The organism is Pseudomonas tensinigenes, assembly GCF_014268445.2.
In the GTDB taxonomy this organism is placed as follows: Bacteria; Pseudomonadota; Gammaproteobacteria; order Pseudomonadales; family Pseudomonadaceae; genus Aquipseudomonas; species Aquipseudomonas tensinigenes.
Genome location: NZ_CP077089.1, coordinates 1,187,846 through 1,206,417, shown reverse-complemented (window position 1 = coordinate 1,206,417; position 18,572 = coordinate 1,187,846). Strand labels below are relative to the sequence as shown.

Annotated in this window: 13 protein-coding genes; 7 read left to right on the top strand and 6 right to left on the bottom strand. The window is 59.7% G+C overall.

The features are described from left to right. Positions 1-15: 15 nt before the first annotated feature. The 3 genes from HU718_RS05155 to HU718_RS05145 all read right to left on the bottom strand — a co-directional run bounded on the left by HU718_RS05155 (position 16) and on the right by HU718_RS05145 (position 4,157). Positions 16-270, bottom strand: a complete 255-nt coding sequence (locus HU718_RS05155) for a hypothetical protein (RefSeq protein WP_150705927.1) — start codon at positions 268-270, stop codon at positions 16-18. Positions 271-426: 156 nt separating this feature from the next. Continuing rightward, positions 427-1,617: an MFS transporter gene (locus HU718_RS05150; RefSeq protein ID WP_186616575.1), complete on the bottom strand. Its 1,191-nt coding sequence runs from the start codon at positions 1,615-1,617 to the stop codon at positions 427-429. 956 nt (positions 1,618-2,573) lie between these two features. Then, positions 2,574-4,157: a peptide chain release factor 3 gene (locus tag HU718_RS05145; protein ID WP_007915312.1), complete on the bottom strand. Its 1,584-nt coding sequence runs from the start codon at positions 4,155-4,157 to the stop codon at positions 2,574-2,576. A gap of 358 nt (positions 4,158-4,515) precedes the next feature. Between HU718_RS05145 and HU718_RS05140 the strand changes: the two genes are divergently transcribed. From HU718_RS05140 to HU718_RS05120, 5 genes are all read left to right on the top strand, one after another. Then, on the top strand, positions 4,516-5,205 hold the full coding sequence (locus tag HU718_RS05140) for an ABC transporter permease (RefSeq protein WP_169844036.1): 690 nt from the start codon (positions 4,516-4,518) through the stop codon (positions 5,203-5,205). Positions 5,206-5,226: 21 nt separating this feature from the next. Further along, the gene (locus tag HU718_RS05135; RefSeq protein WP_186615927.1) at positions 5,227-6,120 is read left to right on the top strand and encodes a glycine betaine ABC transporter substrate-binding protein; all 894 of its coding nucleotides are present in this window, start codon (positions 5,227-5,229) and stop codon (positions 6,118-6,120) included. 12 nt (positions 6,121-6,132) lie between these two features. Next, entirely contained in the window at positions 6,133-6,786 is a 654-nt protein-coding gene (locus HU718_RS05130) for an ABC transporter permease (RefSeq protein ID WP_007915307.1), read from the top strand. Further along, on the top strand, positions 6,783-7,940 hold the full coding sequence (locus HU718_RS05125) for an osmoprotectant ABC transporter ATP-binding protein OsmV (protein ID WP_150691842.1): 1,158 nt from the start codon (positions 6,783-6,785) through the stop codon (positions 7,938-7,940). Before HU718_RS05130 ends, HU718_RS05125 begins: the two co-directional genes overlap by 4 nt. A gap of 639 nt (positions 7,941-8,579) precedes the next feature. Further along, positions 8,580-9,743, top strand: coding sequence for a type III PLP-dependent enzyme (locus HU718_RS05120; protein ID WP_016986476.1), 1,164 nt, complete (start codon positions 8,580-8,582; stop codon positions 9,741-9,743). Between the two features lie 251 nt (positions 9,744-9,994). Here the strand turns inward: HU718_RS05120 and HU718_RS05115 are convergent, their stop codons facing one another. Together HU718_RS05115 and HU718_RS05110 are read right to left on the bottom strand one after the other, a co-directional pair. Then, positions 9,995-10,735: a tetratricopeptide repeat protein gene (locus tag HU718_RS05115; protein ID WP_186615926.1), complete on the bottom strand. Its 741-nt coding sequence runs from the start codon at positions 10,733-10,735 to the stop codon at positions 9,995-9,997. After that, a complete protein-coding gene (locus tag HU718_RS05110) occupies positions 10,732-11,412 on the bottom strand; it encodes a Fe2+-dependent dioxygenase (protein WP_150705923.1) in 681 nt (226 codons plus the stop codon). The genes HU718_RS05115 and HU718_RS05110 overlap by 4 nt, the downstream gene beginning before the upstream one ends. A 207-nt stretch (positions 11,413-11,619) precedes the next feature. On the opposite strand from HU718_RS05110, the gene HU718_RS05105 reads away from it, so the two are divergent. Together HU718_RS05105 and HU718_RS05100 are read left to right on the top strand one after the other, a co-directional pair. After that, on the top strand, positions 11,620-13,941 hold the full coding sequence (locus HU718_RS05105; protein WP_186615925.1) for a TonB-dependent receptor: 2,322 nt from the start codon (positions 11,620-11,622) through the stop codon (positions 13,939-13,941). A 235-nt stretch (positions 13,942-14,176) separates the two neighbouring features. Next, positions 14,177-16,705, top strand: coding sequence for a PepSY domain-containing protein (locus HU718_RS05100; RefSeq protein ID WP_186615933.1), 2,529 nt, complete (start codon positions 14,177-14,179; stop codon positions 16,703-16,705). Positions 16,706-16,929: 224 nt separating this feature from the next. On the opposite strand, the gene HU718_RS05095 is transcribed toward HU718_RS05100, so the two are convergent. Next, on the bottom strand, positions 16,930-18,471 hold the full coding sequence (locus HU718_RS05095; RefSeq protein WP_186615924.1) for an alkaline phosphatase D family protein: 1,542 nt from the start codon (positions 18,469-18,471) through the stop codon (positions 16,930-16,932). Between the last annotated feature and the right edge of the window lie 101 nt (positions 18,472-18,572).

Genomic DNA, 18,572 nt, shown 5'->3' with positions numbered 1-18,572 from the left:
TCTTTGGCCTGCGATTTACGTCTGGCTGTCGCCCTCATCGTCGGTATCCGGCTCATCGGTAGTCGAGTCGTCATCATCGGCGCTGCCACCCTGCCCCTGATCGCCCGGCTCGGACTCGGACTTGGCGAGCATCAAGCCGCTGTGCCCGACCTGGCCGTTGAACGCCTGAGAATCGTGATCCTCGCACTCGGCCCAGGCCGTCGCGGTGCCGAGGGACAGCATGACCATCACTTTCAACAGCAATAAAACCCGTAGCAACCTGCTTTTCATAGCCGACTCCATCCTTTTTCAGGTGAGACATTCGTGCCTGACTGGCGCTGTGTGAAATCTAGTTCCGATCCATCGGGTTCACCAGATAGGACGCTAAGGAGCAGGCAGAAATGCCCTTCGCAGACAGACGGGTTTCGAATAACGTCTATTGCCGGATCAGCTAAGTGGACGAGTGGCTTGCCACGTAAAGGGAATCGACATCAGCACTAACACCGTGCTGGCCAGCCAGACACTATGGCCGCCAAACTGACCATACAACTGACCGCTGAGCACCGGTGACAACAATGCGCTCGCACTCCAGCTCATAAAGAACAGGCCAAAGTACTGACCGCTTTTGCCACTCTGCGCAAATTGCATCGCCAGCACATTCAGCGGTGGCATGAACAGCGCCTCGCCCAACGTCCAGATCAGCGTCGACAGACAGACGAACGCCAGCCCGGAACCGAACGGCAACATGCCCAGCCCGCACGCCAGCAGCAAACTACCCGCGAGCATCTGCCGACGCGTGCCCCAACGCTCGCCCCAATGCGACAGCGGAATCTGCAGGGCGATCACCAACAACGCATTGAGGCCGAACTGCCAACCGATCGCCTCGGTGCTCAACTGATAGTAATCACGCAGGTAGTTGCCCAGCGTGCTGTAGACCGTGTCGAACGCGATGCCAAGCACGGCCGTCGCAGCCAGCAACCAGAGGAATGGTTTGTCGCGATAGGGCACCCCGGAACCTGCGTCATCCGTGGACTTTTCGTCATTGATCAGCACCGGTCGACGCCACGTAGTGCGAACAAACCAGAGCAGCGCCAACAACGTCATCGCCGCGCTGCCGAAAAACACCCAGCGAAAATCGGTCTGCGCCAACACCCCGCCCGCAACGCCAGCGGCCGCCATGCCGAGGTTGCGCGCCACCCGGCTCAAGGCCTGCGCACGCGAACGTTGAGCGACTTCGCAATATTCCATGATCAGGCGTTGGTGCAGCGTGCGAATAGCCCCATCGATGGTTCCGCTGAGCAACAGCAATGCAGCGAGCAACGGCACCTGCGTCACCAGCCCCAGCAGAATCAGCACCCACACCGAAATAAAGAACAACGCCGCCGTCAGCCGCGCCGTGCGCACATGATCACTGAGCCAGCCACCGAGCATCGAACCGACCAGCAACCCCGCGCCATAGGCCGAGAGCAACCAGCCAACCGTCTCGATCGCCAACCCCAATTCCTGACGCAGATACAGCGCCATGAACAGCTTGACCATGCTGCTCAGGCGATTGATGAATAACAGCGCCGCGAGCACCCAGGCCATTACGCCGAAATAGCCGTCCAGTCGTAGCAAGTGAGTCAGGCGACTCGTCATTCCATTGACCTCTCAGAGCGACTTGGGTGGAGCTGAAACACTAACGGTCAGCAGGCTGGATGTCGCGTTCAAGTGCATCGAGATCACGATAAACCGAGTCGTCCTACAGCCATTGCGCGCGATAAAACCATGCCGAAGATCAAGAGCCCCTCACCCTAACCCTCTCCCGGAGGGAGAGGGAACTGACCGAGGTGTTTGGGAGAGCTACGCCGACGTGAAATACCGAGTCGACCCTCAGATTCTGAAACAGATCAAAAGCCCCTCACCCTAGCCCTCTCCCGGAGGGAGAGGGGACTGACCGAGGTGTTTGGGAGAAGTACGCCGACGTGAATTACCGAGTCGAACTCGGATTCTGAATCAGATCAAAAGCCCCTCACCCTAGCCCTCTCCCGGAGGGAGAGGGGACTGATCGCGGTGTTTGGGAGAGCTACGCCGACGTGCGATACCGAGTCGAACTCAAATTCTGAAAAGCCCACAAATCGGCTCCCTCTCCTTGGGGAGAGGGCTGGGGTGAGGGGCGAATCCACCACAAATCCAAAGCCGACCACGCCCCGCTCTTCACCACTCAACAGGATGAGCGTTAGCTCGGCTGCAGCTCTTGATCTGTAGGGCGACGTCGGAAGGCTGAGTGGAGGGATTGATCCGGGCGTGGGAGCGCAGCGACCGTTTGGCGCAGCCAAACACAGCGAGAGGAGGTGCAGCGAAGCAAACCGGAGACGCTGCGCCCGGATCGATCCCGGAGCGAAGGAACCCCGAGCCCCAGCGAGCGGGCCGCACGTAGGAGCGAGCGTTTTTTTGCTTACTTTTTTGAGGCGTTTGTCAAAAAAGTGAGTCGCCGTAAGGGCGAAACCGTAATCAGCAACACCCGCAGAAACGGATATACCCCCAAAACCAACCAAACAAAAAAAGCCCCCTAGGCATGCACCTAGAGGGCTTCGAACAAACCAACTAAAAGCTTAGTGATGCTCACGCGTCGCCCGGAATTTCACATCCGGCCAACGCTCTTCCATCAACGCCAGATTAACCCGCGTCGGCGCGAGATAGGTCAGGTGCCCCCCGCCATCGACCGCCAGGTTCTCCACAGCCTTGTTGGAAAACTCCTCAAGCTTCTTCTTGTCACTGCACTCAATCCAGCGCGCGGAATACACAGTGATCGGCTCATACGAGCACTCAACCTTGTATTCCTCCTTCAAACGGCTGGCGACCACATCAAACTGCAGCACACCCACGGCGCCCAGAATGATGTCGTTGCTGCGCTCCGGGAAAAACACCTGCGTCGCGCCCTCTTCGGCCAACTGCTGCAGACCCTGACGCAACTGCTTGGACTTCAGCGGATCACGCAGACGCACACGACGGAACAGCTCCGGCGCAAAGTGCGGGATACCGGTAAACCCGAGGGTTTCACCTTCACTGAAGGTGTCGCCAATCTGGATCGTACCGTGGTTGTGCAGACCGATGATGTCGCCGGCAAAGGCTTCTTCAAGCTGCTCACGCTCGGAGGAGAAGAACGTCAGGGCATCGCCGATACGCACGTCCTTGCCGGTGCGCACGTGGCGCATCTTCATGCCTTTCTCGTACTTGCCGGAGCAAATGCGCATGAAGGCGATACGGTCGCGGTGTTTCGGGTCCATGTTCGCCTGGATCTTGAAGATGAAGCCCGAGAACTTCTCTTCGACCGGCTCGACGGTACGCTCGTTGGCCACACGGGCCAGCGGACGCGGCGCCCAATCAACAACAGCATCGAGAACGTGGTCAACACCGAAGTTGCCCAGTGCCGTACCGAAAAACACCGGGGTCAGCTGACCGTCGAGGAATTCCTGCTGGTTGAATTCGTGGCAGGCGCCCTGAACCAGTTCCAGCTGCTCGATGAAACGCTCGTACTCGTCGCCCAGATGCGCGCGGGCTTCGTCGGAGTCGAGCTTCTCGATGATCTTGGTTTCGGTGCGTTCGTGACCGTGACCGGCGGTGTAGACAATGATGTAGTCATCCGCCAGGTGGTACACGCCCTTGAAGTCGCGGTAGCAACCGATCGGCCAGGTGATCGGCGCAGCCTTGATCTTCAGCACGGCTTCGATCTCGTCGAGCAGTTCGATCGGGTCGCGGATGTCACGGTCGAGTTTGTTGATGAAGCTGACGATCGGCGTATCACGCAGACGGCAGACGTCCATCAGCGCAATCGTACGCGGCTCGACACCTTTACCGCCGTCGAGAACCATCAATGCCGAGTCCACCGCCGTCAGGGTGCGGTAAGTATCTTCGGAGAAGTCTTCGTGGCCCGGGGTGTCGAGCAGGTTGATCATGTGTTCGCGATACGGGAACTGCATGACCGACGTGGTAATGGAAATACCCCGTTGCTTCTCCATCTCCATCCAGTCGGATGTCGCATGGCGATCGGATTTACGGGATTTCACCGTACCGGCCACTGCAATCGCCTTGCCCATCAACAGGAGCTTTTCGGTGATCGTGGTTTTACCGGCATCGGGGTGGGAAATAATGGCGAAAGTGCGGCGTTTCGCGACTTCGGCGGCCTGGTTGGTCATGGGAAATCGCCTGGCGGTGATTCAAAAAAGGGCCGCGATTATAGCCCAACTCGATGCAATAACCGAACCGTTGAGCACATTAAGGGTGGCCAAATGCTGCCGCAGATGGGAACCTTTTAAAGCACGGAGACGTCCATCCCCTGTTACGAATTTTCGTCAGGGGCTGAAAAATCAGCAAGTTAGCCTGACGAGGCTGCGCTCATGGCTCGCTTTCAGACCGCTTTTTGCCGGTGCTGAGGGAGCTGCTTCTCGCGAACGTTTATTCCCGGCAGCCATGTATGGCATGCCACACGGGAGGGCGTTCGCCGACTACAAAAAAAGGAGTCCGCCTGTGGCTATCCGCTATGGCAAAGGGCTGATGGGAGGTGCGGTGGTGATCGCGCTCCTGGCCCTGCTGGTCCACTGGATCGGCATCAACACGATCGAACACTACCGCGACGATTTGTTGTTTTACCTGCAAGCTCATCTGATTCTCGTCCTCGCTTCAATGCTGGCCGCCCTTGTTGTGGGCATCCCCGCCGGCATCTTCCTCAGTCGCCCGACCATGGTCGGCCGCGCTGAACGCTTCATGCAGATCTTCAATATCGGTAACACCGTGCCGCCGCTGGCCGTGCTTGCGATTGCCCTGGGCGTCCTCGGCATCGGCAGCGGCCCGGCAATCTTCGCTTTGTTCCTCGCCTCCCTGTTGCCGATTGTGCGCAACACCTACGAAGGCCTGAAAAATGTCCAGGGCTCGCTGAAAGAGGCGGCCGTCGGCATCGGCATGACCCCGCGCCAGGTGCTGTGGAAAGTCGAATTGCCCAACGCCGTGCCGATCATTGTCGGCGGTGTGCGCGTGGCTTTGGCGATCAACGTCGGCACCGCGCCGCTGGCCTTCCTGATCGGCGCCAACAGCCTTGGCAGCCTGATCTTCCCTGGCATCGCCCTGAACAATCAGCCGCAACTGCTGCTCGGCGCCGCGTGCACCGCGCTGCTGGCCTTGCTGCTCGATGGCGTCGTCACCCTCGCCAGCCGCCTCTGGCTGGAACGCGGTTTGCGCCCGTCTTAAGGCTTTTGCGAAGGAATGAATATGAAACGACTTAGCTTGATCTTAAGTTGCGTCCTGCTGTTCGCAGGATTGGCGCAAGCCGCTGAAAAACCCGTTATCCGCCTCGGCGCCCGGGTCTTCACCGAGCAAACCCTGCTCGCCGAAATCACCGCGCAGTACCTGCGCAGCAAGGGTTACGACGCGCAGATCACCGGCGGTCTGGGCAGCAACCTCGCCCGCAGCGCCCACGAAAGCGGGCAGCTGGACATGCTCTGGGAATACACCGGTGTATCGCTGGTGGCCTACAACCATGTCACTGAAAAACTCGACAGCGCCCAGTCCTACGCCCGGGTGAAAGAACTCGACGCGAAAAAAGGCCTGGTCTGGCTGACCCCGTCGAAATTCAGCAACACCTACGCCCTCGCGCTGCCGAAAAAAGTCGCCGAGGAGTACCCGCAGATCAACAACATCAGCCAGTTGAACGAAGTGCTGCGCGCCGAAGCCAAGACCAATCACCTGGTGGCGCTGGACACCGAGTTTGCCAACCGCTCCGACGGCCTGATCGGCATGGTCGATCTCTACGGCATGAACCTGACCCGCAAGAACATCCGCCAGATGGACGCGGGCCTGGTCTACACCGCGCTGCGTAACGGCCAGGTGTTTGCCGGTCTGGTTTACACCACCGACGGTCGCCTCAACGCCTTCGGCCTGAAACTGCTGGAAGACGACAAGCACTACTTCCCCGACTACACCGCCGCGCCGGTGGTGCGTCAGGCCTATCTCGATAAGCACCCGCAACTGGCCGAGCAACTCAAGCCGCTGGCCGAACTGTTCGATGACGAAACCATGCGCCAGCTCAACGCGCGGGTCGACGTCGATCACGAAAGCCCTTCGAAAGTGGCCGCCGATTTCCTGCGCCAGCACCCACTCAACTAAGGAGGAAAAGTCATGGAATTCCTGAACGCCTTTTCCCACCTCGACTGGCAGCAGGTGATGCACCTGACCTGGCAGCACATCACCCTGGTCGGCATCGCCGTGACCCTGGCGATTGTCGTTGGCGTGCCGCTGGGCATTCTGATGACACGCTTTCCGACCCTCGCCGGCCCTTTGCAGGCCAGCGCCACGGTGCTGCTGACCGTGCCGTCGATTGCCCTGTTCGGCCTGCTGCTGCCGTTCTACTCCAAGTTCGGCCAGGGCCTCGGGCCGATGCCGGCGATCACCGCAGTATTTCTCTATTCATTGCTGCCGATCATGCGTAACACCTACCTCGCCCTCACTGGCGTCGAACCAGGTATCCGTGAAGCCGCGCGCGGCATCGGCATGACCTTCGGCCAGCGCCTGCGCATGGTCGAATTGCCGATCGCCGTGCCGGTGATCCTCGCCGGTGTGCGCACCGCCGTGGTGATGAACATCGGCGTGATGACCATCGCCGCGACCATCGGCGCCGGCGGCCTCGGTGTGTTGATCCTCGCCTCCATCAGCCGCAGTGATATGTCGATGCTCATCGTCGGCGCGCTGCTGGTCAGTCTTCTGGCCATTTTCGCTGACCTGTTTCTCCAATGGCTGCAACGCTCGTTGACTCCAAAAGGACTGCTCAAATGATCGAACTTCAAAACCTCAGCAAAACTTTCCAAAGCAACGGCAAAGATGTCAAAGCCGTGGACTCGGTGAGCCTGACCGTCAATGAAGGCGAAATCTGCGTGTTCCTCGGGCCATCGGGTTGCGGCAAAAGCACCACGCTGAAGATGATCAATCGCCTGATCAAACCAACCTCGGGCAAGATCCTCATCAACGGTGAAGACACCACCGATCTCGACGAAGTGACCCTGCGGCGCAACATCGGCTACGTGATCCAGCAGATCGGCCTGTTCCCGAACATGACCATCGAAGAGAACATCGTCGTCGTGCCGAAACTGCTCGGCTGGGACAAACAGAAATGCCACGACCGCGCCCGCGAATTGATGAGCATGATCAAGCTGGAGCCCAAGCAGTATCTGCATCGTTATCCGCGCGAATTGTCCGGTGGCCAGCAACAGCGCATCGGCGTGATCCGCGCACTGGCCGCTGATGCGCCGCTGCTGCTAATGGACGAGCCGTTCGGTGCGGTCGACCCGATCAACCGCGAGATGATTCAGAACGAATTCTTCGAAATGCAGCGCGCGCTGAACAAGACCGTGATCATGGTCAGCCACGACATCGATGAAGCGATCAAACTCGGTGACAAGATCGCAATCTTCCGCGCCGGCAAACTGCTGCAGATCGATCACCCGGACACGCTGCTCGCGCACCCGGCGGACGACTTTGTCAGCAATTTCGTCGGCCAGGACAGCACGCTCAAGCGCCTGTTGTTGGTGAAGGCAGAAGATGCGGCGGACAACGCGCCGTCGGTCAGCCCGGAAACCCCGGTGGCCGATGCGCTGGAATTGATGGACGAGCATGACCGCCGCTATGTCGTGGTCACCTGTGCCGAGAACAAGGCATTGGGCTATGTGCGTCGTCGTGATCTGCACCGTCAGACTGGCACTTGCGCGCAGTTCCTGCGTGAGTTCAACGCCACGGCGGCGTACGACGAGCATTTGCGCATCCTGCTGTCGCGCATGTACGAGTTCAACCGTTCGTGGCTGCCGGTGATGGACGCCGAGCGGGTGTTCCTCGGTGAGGTCACGCAGGAGTCGATTGCCGAGTATCTGAGCTCCGGCAAATCTCGCGGCGGCAAGACCAGCATCGTCTCGCCAGCTGAGGCCGTAGTCGCATAAAACACGAAACCTGTGGGAGCGAGCCTGCTCGCGAAAGCGCAATATCAGTCAACAATGATGTTGGCTGTGAAAATGCCTTCGCGAGCAGGCTCGCTCCCACAGGATCTGCGTGATTTTTTCTTCATTCGCCTAGCGGAAAAGAATCTCAACACCTGCGGATCGGACAGCATGTATGAGACAACCCGCGAAACAGCCAAAATCCCCCCTCACCCTCACCTCTCGCGGCCAACGTCGCCGATATTGCCGCCATCATACTTACCCGCGACTTCGCCGACATAATCCGCGAACGTGCAGGTATTTTTAACACTTGAAAATTCGCGGGGAACATCTGCCCGTCATCTCGGTCGGCTACAAAGAGTGATGAACGCGACGCACGTCAGAAGCGTGCAAAAACGCGACATTTTTAGTTGATCTCACGCCCCTCACGCCCTAAAGTTCGCGCCGAACGTCCATGCTGGAAACGATCCATCCGGCTCAAGTACTGACGACGAGACAGCAAGGCCAAGGGAAAGCAGCACCTCCCATGGCCTTTTTGCTTTCGGCGACATGCCTTGGGAAGTAGGCGAACCAAAGTGGGGATACGGAGGACGTTCATTTGCACCCATTGTTTTTACTTGTTTGCCCATAGGAGCTCCCAGCATGTCGATCCAGGTCGAAGACTATTTCGCGCGCGCTACATTCGACAAAATGAAGGCGTTCGCCGACAAACAGGAAACCCCGTTCGTGGTGATCGACACCGCGATGATCAGCCAGGCCTACGATGACCTGCGCGCCGGTTTCGAATTCGCCAAGGTCTACTACGCGGTCAAGGCCAACCCGGCCGTCGAGATCATCGACCTGCTCAAAGAGAAAGGTTCGAGCTTCGACATCGCCTCGATCTACGAGCTGGACAAGGTGATGGATCGCGGCGTCAGCGCCGACCGTATCAGCTACGGCAACACCATCAAGAAATCCAAGGACATCCGCTACTTCTACGAGAAGGGCGTGCGCCTGTTCTCCACCGACTCCGAAGCCGACCTGCGCAACATCGCCAAGGCTGCACCGGGTTCGAAAGTCTATGTACGTATTCTCACCGAAGGCTCGACCACGGCTGACTGGCCACTGTCGCGCAAATTCGGCTGCCAGACCGACATGGCCATGGACCTGCTGATCCTCGCTCGCGACCTCGGCCTGGTGCCTTACGGCATCTCCTTCCACGTCGGTTCGCAACAGCGCGACATCAGCGTCTGGGACGCGGCGATCGCCAAGGTCAAAGTAATCTTCGAGCGTCTGAAAGAAGAAGACGGCATCCATCTGAAGCTGATCAACATGGGCGGTGGCTTCCCGGCCAACTACATCACCCGCACCAACAGCCTGGAAACCTACGCCGAAGAAATCATCCGCTTCCTCAAGGAAGATTTCGGTGATGATCTGCCGGAAATCATTCTTGAGCCGGGCCGTTCGCTGATCGCCAATGCCGGTATTCTGGTCAGCGAAGTGGTGCTGGTTGCACGCAAGTCGCGCACTGCCGTTGAGCGCTGGGTGTATACCGATGTGGGCAAGTTCTCCGGCCTGATCGAAACCATGGACGAAGCGATCAAGTTCCCGATCTGGACCGAGAAAAAAGGCGAGATGGAAGAAGTGGTGATCGCCGGCCCGACTTGCGACAGCGCCGACATCATGTACGAGAACTACAAGTACGGTCTGCCGCTGAACCTGGCGATTGGTGATCGTCTGTACTGGTTGTCGACCGGTGCTTACACCACCAGTTACAGCGCGGTTGAGTTCAATGGTTTTCCGCCGTTGAAATCGTTTTACGTGTAAGAGCAGCTGCTAGCTGCAAGTGAAAAGCCCATGACGTGTCATGGGCTTTTTTGTGTCTGGCTTTGAGATTTGTGGTGTGCTTTCGATCTATCCCCCTCACCCCAGCCCTCTCCCCCAAGGGGGCGAGGGGGAAAGGGAGCAGATCGGGGGCTTTTCAAAACCTGAGGTCGACTGGATATCTCAGGTCGGTGTACCTGGAACATCCAACTCGGTCAGTCCCCTCTCCCTCTGGGAGAGGGTTAGGGTGAGGGCTATTGGCACCGAAGCGCATACCGCCCAGCCAACGCCTGAATTTTCGGATCTACAGCACTCGCCAACGTCTGACTCGCCACCCGCAGAAAATTCAGATTACCGCCGGCCAATGCTTTCTCAAGCCAATCGACCGCCTCATCAATCCGCCCTTCATCCGCCAACACCGCCGCGAAACTGAACTGCCCACGAAAATCCCCACCCTCGGCCGAACGCCGATACCAATCGCGCGCCGCTAACGGATTCGCCGGGCACACCTGCCCGTCCTCCAGATACCGCCCAAACAAATTCATCGATTTCGCATGGCCCAACTCAGCCGCACGCCGATACAGCGCCAGCGCCTGCCGATGATCCACCGCCACCCCCCGCCCCGTCGCGAGCAGATTGGCGAGGTTGTACATCGCCCAATCCAGCCCCGCCTCCGCTGCAATCCGATAATGCTGCGCAGCAACCGACGCATCCGCCGCAATGCCCCAACCATGCTCATGACAACGCCCGAGCATGTTGCGCGCCATCAGATGCCCACGCCCGGCGGCGATGCCAAACCAGCGCAGCGCCAGGGCTTGGTCCTGTGCGATGCCCTGGCCATCCAGCAGGATCTGTCCAAGCAACGCCTGCGCCTCAACTTCGCCCTCACCCGCCGCCAGCAGAATTGCCTGCGCCGCGCGTGCCGGGCTTTCGCCGAGCATGGCACTGAGTTGTTCGCCGTCGAGGACTTCCGCGCGACGCAGTTGGAAACTCATACCTCGACCCAGCGCCGCAGCAAGTTGTGATACGTACCGGTGAGGCGGATCAGCGAAGGGTGATCAGGCATGTCCTGCGTGAGCTGTTGAATCGCCCCGTCCATCTCGAACAGCAACGCACGCTGACTGTCTTCCCGCACCAGACTTTGCGTCCAGAAAAACGACGCATAACGCGCACCACGAGTGACCGCGTTGACCTTGTGCAGGCTGGTGCCGGGGTACAACACCATATCGCCGGCCGGCAGTTTCACCTGCTGGGTGCCGTAGGTGTCCTGGATTTCCAGTTCGCCGCCGTCGTAATCCTCAGGCTCACTGAAAAACAGCGTCGCCGACAGATCGGTACGTACCCGTTCGATGCTGCCCTTGGGCTGGCGCACGGCGTTGTCGATGTGGAAATCGAAGCTGCCACCGGCCGTGTAACAGTTCACTAACGGCGGGAAGACTTTGTGCGGCAGCGCGGCGGACATGAACAGCGGATTTTTCCACAGCCGTTCAAGCATCGCCACGCCGATTTCCTTGGCCAGCGGATGACCTTCTGGCAGTTGCAGATTGTGCTTTGCCTTGGCCGATTGAAAGCCGGCGGTGATCTTGCCATCGGCCCAATCGGCCTGCTCCAGTGCCTCACGAATGCGCTGCACTTCTTCTTTCGCGAACAGTGCGGGGATGTGCAGCAGCATGGCGATGTCACCTGATGGCAAAGAGGCGGCAATGGTATTGATTCTTATTGACTGTGTAAAACCCGAGAGACGAATGAACTGGCAAAAACCGTAAGGTTAAATTGTAAAGAATGTAAATTCAGTGCGAATAACAATGTTTCGCAATTGATACGAATACCTGTTTACCCTATATTCCGCCGCCTCAAATCCTTGGGGAGGGGAATAAAAATGGCACGTCAACACGCACAATTACCGGTCAGTTCACCACGTCTGCTCGCCTCTGCAATCGGTGTGGCAATCACCGCCGGCTCCGCTGGCCAGATGGTCTTCGCTGCGGAAAAAACCGACAGCAAAGCCGCCGGCAATGCCATCGCCCTGGACGCAACCGCCATCACTGGCGAAGCCCAGGACTCGACGTCCTACCAGGTCGAAAAAGCCTCCTCGCCCAAGTACACCGCGCCGCTGGTCGACACGCCGCGCTCGGTCACCGTGATTCCGCAACAAGTACTCAAAGACACCGGCGCCCTGAACATGCAGGACGCGCTGCGCACCGTGCCGGGCATCACCTTCGGCGCCGGTGAAGGCGGCAACCCACAGGGCGACCGTCCGTTCATTCGTGGTTTCGACGCCCAGGGCGACACCTACCTCGACGGCGTGCGCGACACCGGTTCGCAGAGCCGCGAGATCTTCGCCGTGGAAAACATCGAAGTCAGCAAGGGCCCTAACTCCGCCATCGGCGGTCGTGGCGCGGCAGGCGGCAGCATCAACCTGGTGAGCAAGAAAGCCCACCTGGGCAACTCGTTCGATGGCGGCTTCACCTGGGGCTCCGACCAGACCCAGCGTTACACCCTCGACGGCAACTACCAGTTCAGCGACACCGCTGCTGGCCGTCTGAACCTGATGAGCCACGAGAGCAATGTCGCCGGTCGCGACAAGGTCGATTACGACCGCTGGGGTATCGCGCCGTCCCTGGCGTTTGGCCTGGGCACCGACACCCGCGTCAACCTCGACTACTACCATCTCGAAAGCAACGACACCCCGGATTCGGGCGTGCCGTACACCATTCCGGCCGGCGGCTCCGCTGCACGCACCAAGTCCAATCCGGACAAGCCATACGCCGGCGGTGATCACAGCAACTTCTACGGTCTGGATCGCGACTTCCGCAAGGGCCGCACCGACACCGCAACCTTCGCCATCGAACACGATCTGAGCGACTCGCTGACGATCAAGAACACCCTGCGCCACGGCACCAGCATGCAGGATTACATCCTGACCCAGCCGGACGACAGCAAGGGCAACGTCAACAATGGCAGCCTCTGGCGTCGGGCGAATACTCGGGTGAGCAATACCGAGACCACCACCAACCAGACTGACCTGTTCGGTAACTTCTACGTCGCCGGCTTCAAGAACAGCTTTTCCACCGGCGTTGAATACACCCGTGAGGAAAGCCAGAAGTCCTCGTATAACGTCAACACCGACACCACGCCGCGCACCACTAATGTGGCCGCGAGCAGCAACTGCACACCGTCGATGATCGGCGCGTCGAGTAACTACAACTGCACCTCGCTGTCGAACCCGAACCCGAACGACCCGTGGAACGGCGCAATCTCGCGCAACTACGCCGGCACCGACACCCAGGCCAACACCTACGCGCTGTATGTATTCGATACGCTGGAGCTGAACGAGCAGTGGCTGGTGAACATGGGGCTGCGTTACGACCACTTCGACACTGACTACAAGACCTACAACGCTGCCGGCACCACCACGTCCAAGGGTGATGACACCAGCGAGTTCGTCACCGGTCAGTTCGGCGTCGTCTACAAGCCGGCGGAAAACGGCAGCATCTACGCCTCCTACGCCACCTCGGCCACGCCACCGGGCAACACCTTGGGCGAGGGTCAGGAAGGCAACCCCTTGGGCGGCACCCCGGATCGCAGCGGCAACCTGCTGAGCAGCGACATGGAGCCGGAAACCACCAAGAACTATGAAATCGGCACCAAGTGGGATCTGCTCAACGATCGCCTGTCGCTGACCGCTGACATCTTCCGCACCGAGAAAGAAAACGCTCGTGTGCAAGTCGACACCACGTCGTACGAAAACGCCGGCAAGACCCGTGTGCAAGGTGTCGAGCTCTCGGCCAGCGGCAAGATCACTGACAAGTGGCAAGTGTTCGCCGGTTACGCCTTCATGGACAGCGAACAAGTCGATGGCGGCCCGCTGGGCAAGGCCAACGATGGCAACGAACTGCCTAACACGCCGAAAAACAGCGCCAGCCTGTGGACCACTTACCAGGTCACGCCGAAGCTGACCATCGGTGGCGGTGCGTTCTACGTCGACGACGTGTACGGCAGCGTGGCCAACACCACCATGGTTGACTCGTATGTTCGCTACGACGCGATGGCGGCTTACAAGCTGACCAAGAACGTCGACCTGCAACTCAACGTGCAAAACCTGACCAACGAAACCTACTACGACAAAGCCTTCTCGACCCACTTCGCCAACCAGGCGGCGGGCCGTACGGCACTGTTGAGCACCAACTTCCACTTCTGACCGATGTGGAAACCTGTGGGGGCGAGCCTGCTCGCGAAAGCGCTGGGTCAGTCAAGTCGAGGCTGACTGACACGCCGCCTTCGCGAGCAGGCTCGCTCCCACAAGGTATGCGCCGCAAGGCTCAGCCCCGTTCATTCAATTGAACGGGGCTTTTGTGCGTAAGAAAGAACGCTTCTCGATAACCCACGGCATAATGCGCGCCGTGAAGACAATTTCCGAATGGACGGCGAGTGACGTGTTGAAGAAAACCCTGTTCCAGTTGCACTGGTTTTTTGGCATCACCGCAGGCCTGGTGCTGGCGTTGATGGGCATCACCGGCGCGGCCTATTCGTTTCAGGACGAAATCCTGCGGGCGCTGAATCCGTCCGTCCTGCAAGTAGAAAAACAGGTCGCCGGTGTCTTGCCACCGGTGGAGCTGGTCGAGCGCATCGAAGCCACGTCCGGCAAAAAGGTCTCGATGCTCTGGGTTGAAACCGACAGCGGCAGCGCGGCGCGCGTCTACTTCACCCCGCCCAAAGGCGAACGTCGTGGCGAGATGCGCTACTTCGATCCCTACACCGGCGAGTTCATGGGCGATGCCGTCGGCCAGGATTTCTTCGGCCTGATGCTGCAGTTGCACCGCTTCCTCGCGATGGGCGATACCGGGCGCAACATCACCGGCGCCTGCACGCTGATTCTGTTGTTCTTCTGCCTCTCCGGCCTGTACCTGCGCTGGCCGCGTCAGTGGAACAGCTGGCGCGTCTGGCTGACGCTGGACTGGAAGAAAAAGGGCCGCGCCTTCAACTGGGATCTGCATTCGGTGGCCGGTACCTGGTGCCTGCTGGTTTATCTGCTGCTGGCGTTGACCGGGTTGTCGTGGTCGTACGAGTGGTATAACAAAGGCCTGACCAAATTGCTCTCCGACGCGCCGCAAAACGAGCGCGTGCGCGGCGGTCGCGGCCCGGCGCCGGAAGGTCCAGCGCCGACCGCTGACTATGCGGCAATGTGGAGCAGCATTTACAGCGCTGCCGGTCCCGGCTTGTCTGCCTACAACATTCGGATGCCGCCAGTGGCCGGTCAACCGGCGATCGTTTTCTATCTGCTGGAAACTTCGCCGCACGATCGCGCGCTTAACCAGATCACCCTCGACCCGGCCACCGGCATCGTCAAACGTGTCGACCGCTACGCCGACAAGAGCTTCAAGGCGCAACTGCTGACCAGCATTTATGCGCTGCACGTCGGCAGTTACTTCGGCCTGGTCGGGCGGATCATCATCACGCTCGCAGCGGTGTGCATGCCGCTGTTTTTCATCACCGGATGGCTGCTGTACCTCGATCGTCGGCGCAAGAAAAAGCAGATCAAGGATGCGCGCAAAGGCCTCGCTCAACCGGCCGGCGATGCTTCGGCGTGGCTGATCGGTTTCGCCAGCCAGAGCGGTTTTGCCGAGCAACTGGCGTGGCAGACCGCCGGGCAATTGCAAGCCGCCGGATTGCCGGTGAAGGTGCAGCCACTGGCCAATGTCAGCGAGCAGGATCTGCGTGAATCGAACAACGCGCTGTTTGTGGTGAGCACGTTTGGCGACGGCGAAGCACCGGACAGCGCGCGCGGATTTGAGCGCAAAGTGCTCGGCAAGGCGGCAACGCTCGACAGCCTGAATTACTCGGTGCTCGGTCTCGGCGATCGTCAGTATCAGCACTTCTGTGGTTTCGCCAAGCGCCTGCATCAATGGCTAAGCGAGCACGGCGGCAAGACCCTGTTTGCGCCAGTGGAAGTCGACAGCGGTGATCCGTATGCCCTGCGTCACTGGCAGACTCAATTGGGCCTGCTCACCGGGCAAGCGCCGATCGACACTTGGCAAGCGCCAAGCTACGACAACTGGACGCTGCTGCGCCGTGAGCTGATGAACCCGGACAGCAGCGGCTCACCGGTTTATCTGTTGGGCTTGAGCGCACCGAACACCAGCAGTTGGCTGGCCGGCGACCTGGTCGAAGTACTGCCACGCAACTGCCCGTGGGCCATCGAAAACTTCCTCGACGGCCTCGGCATTCGTGGCGAGACCACAGTGAAAATCAACGGCCTCGACGAACCTCTGGAAGTCGCGCTGGCGTCGCGGCAATTGCCCGAGCACCGCGCCCATCTGGTCGGTTTGCATGCGCAATCGCTGGTCGATGCGATGGTGCCGCTGGCCATGCGCGAGTACTCGATCGCCTCGATTGCCGCCGACGGCGTGCTGGAGTTGATCGTGCGTCAGGAGCAGCATTCGGATGGCAGCCTCGGCATTGGTTCCGGCTGGCTGACCGAGCATGCGCCGGTGGGGGGCAGCATCAGTTTGCGGGTGCGGCGCAACAGTGGTTTCCATCTGCCGAACGAACCAGTGCCGATGATTCTTTTGGGCAACGGCACCGGCATCGCAGGACTGCGCAGCTTGCTCAAGGCGCGGATTGCCGATGGTCAACAGCGCCAGTGGTTGCTGTTTGGCGAGCGTAATCGTGAACACGATTTCCTCTGCCGTGCGGAGCTGGAAGAGTGGTTGATCAATGGTGATCTGGAGCGGCTGGATCTGGCGTTTTCGCGGGATCAGGCGGAGAAGGTTTATGTGCAGGATCGTTTGCGTGAGTCGGCTGAGGAGTTGAAGAAGTGGCTGGCCGACGGTGCTGTCATCTATATCTGCGGCAGTTTGCAGGGGATGGCATCAGGCGTGGACCAGGCACTCAACGACATCCTCGGTGCCGCTGAAGTCGAACGCCTGATTGAGCAGGGCCGCTATCGCCGCGACGTCTATTAAAGAGCCCCTCACCCTAACCCTCTCCCAAAGGGAGAGGGGACTGATTGGGGGATGCTTGAGATGTACGCCGACCTGCGACTGCTTTACCGAATCCATAATCGAGAAAGGCTTTGTGCTGATCTCATAATCGACTCGATCTCACAGGTCGATGTATGACGCAAGACAACTCGGTCAGCCCCCTCTCCCTCCGGGAGAGGGCTGGGGTGAGGGTCAGCTTTTGATCTTTAAGCGGGCTGCAACTTCTTCTCAAAAACCGCCACCCCATTCAAATCCCGCAACACCACACTCATCTCCCCACTCCCCCCGTCAATATTCACCTCGCCAAAAAACTGAAACCCGGCAAACGGTGACGTGTTCTGCGCCGGCGGAGCCTTCTCGAACACCACCTCCGGACCAAAGGTCTTATCCAGCGGATTAGGCCCAAAGCTCCCGGCGTTCAGCGGCCCCGCGACAAACTCCCAGAACGGTTCGAAATCCTGAAACGCCGCGCGATCAGGGTGATAGTGATGCGCCGCGCAGTAATGCACGTCCGCCGTTAGAAAGACAAAATTGCGCACCTGCTGCGCGCGCAGATAACCGAGCAATTCGGCGATTTCCACCTCGCGCCCCTGCGCCGGTCCCGGGTCACCATTAGCCACCGCTTCCCAACGCGCCACACCCGGGCTGACCTCGCCATCCGGCACGCCCAGACCAATCGGCATGTCCGCGGCGATGACCTTCCATTGCGCTTTGGATTTCTTCAAGCCGCGCTTGAGCCAGTCCAGTTGCTCGCGACCCAGGAACGGTTTCGCCGCGCCAAGGTTGTCGTCATTGGCGCCGCGGTAACTGCGCATGTCGAGCACGAACACATCGAGCATCGGCCCGTAACTGAGCTTGCGATAAATCCGCCCGCCACCGTCGGCGGCCTGCAAACGCATCGGTGAATATTCCAGCCAGGCCTTACGTGCACGGCCGACCAGGGTGTGGATATCTTTCTCCTGATAACGCTCGTCGAGTTGCTTGCCCGGCGACCAGTTGTTGACCACCTCATGGTCGTCCCACTGCCAGATCTGCGGCACTTCGGCGTTGAAGCGGCGGATGTTTTCGTCCATCAGGTTGTAGCGGTAGTTGCCGCGATAGTCGTCGAGGGTCTGTGCGACTTTGCTCTTGGCTTCGGTGGTAAGGTTGCGCCAGATGCGACCGTTTTCGGTGGTGAGCTGCGCGGGCACCGGGCCGTCGGCGTAGATGGTGTCGCCGCTGTGGATAAAGAAGTCCGGCAGGCGCAGACGCATGGCTTCATAGATGCGCATGCCGCCGATGTCCGGGTTGATGCCGAAGCCCTGGCCGACGGTGTCGCCGCTCCAGACGAAACGAATATTGCGCCGTGCCGTCGGTGCGCTGCGCAGGTGGCCGAGCCACGGTTCGCTGGCGACACCGGTGCGGGCGTCCTTGAAGTACACGCGATAGAAAATCGCCTGATCGGCGGGCAGCCCGGTGAGCTCAACGCGGGCGGTGAAGTCGCTGCGGGCATCGGCGAGCGCCGAGACCACACGGCGCGGGTGACGAAACTGGCTGCGAGTGTCCCACTCGACCACCATATGCGCGGGACGATCGCTGCGGCTCCAGATCATCGCGCGGTCGCCTTGCAGGTCGCCGGACTGCACGCCATCGGTCAGTTGCGGGCGGTCCTTGACCGAAGCAATCACCGCCGGCGCCAGGCCTGGCATCAGCAATCCGGCGCCGACGACTTGCATGACACGCCGGCGACCGGGGTTGAAATCGCTCATGGTGTTCTCCCTGAAAAAAGGAAAACTTAAGCACGCCTATATGAACTCGCCATGACACCACTAACCATTGTGGGAGCGAGCCTGCTCGCGAAAGCGGTGTG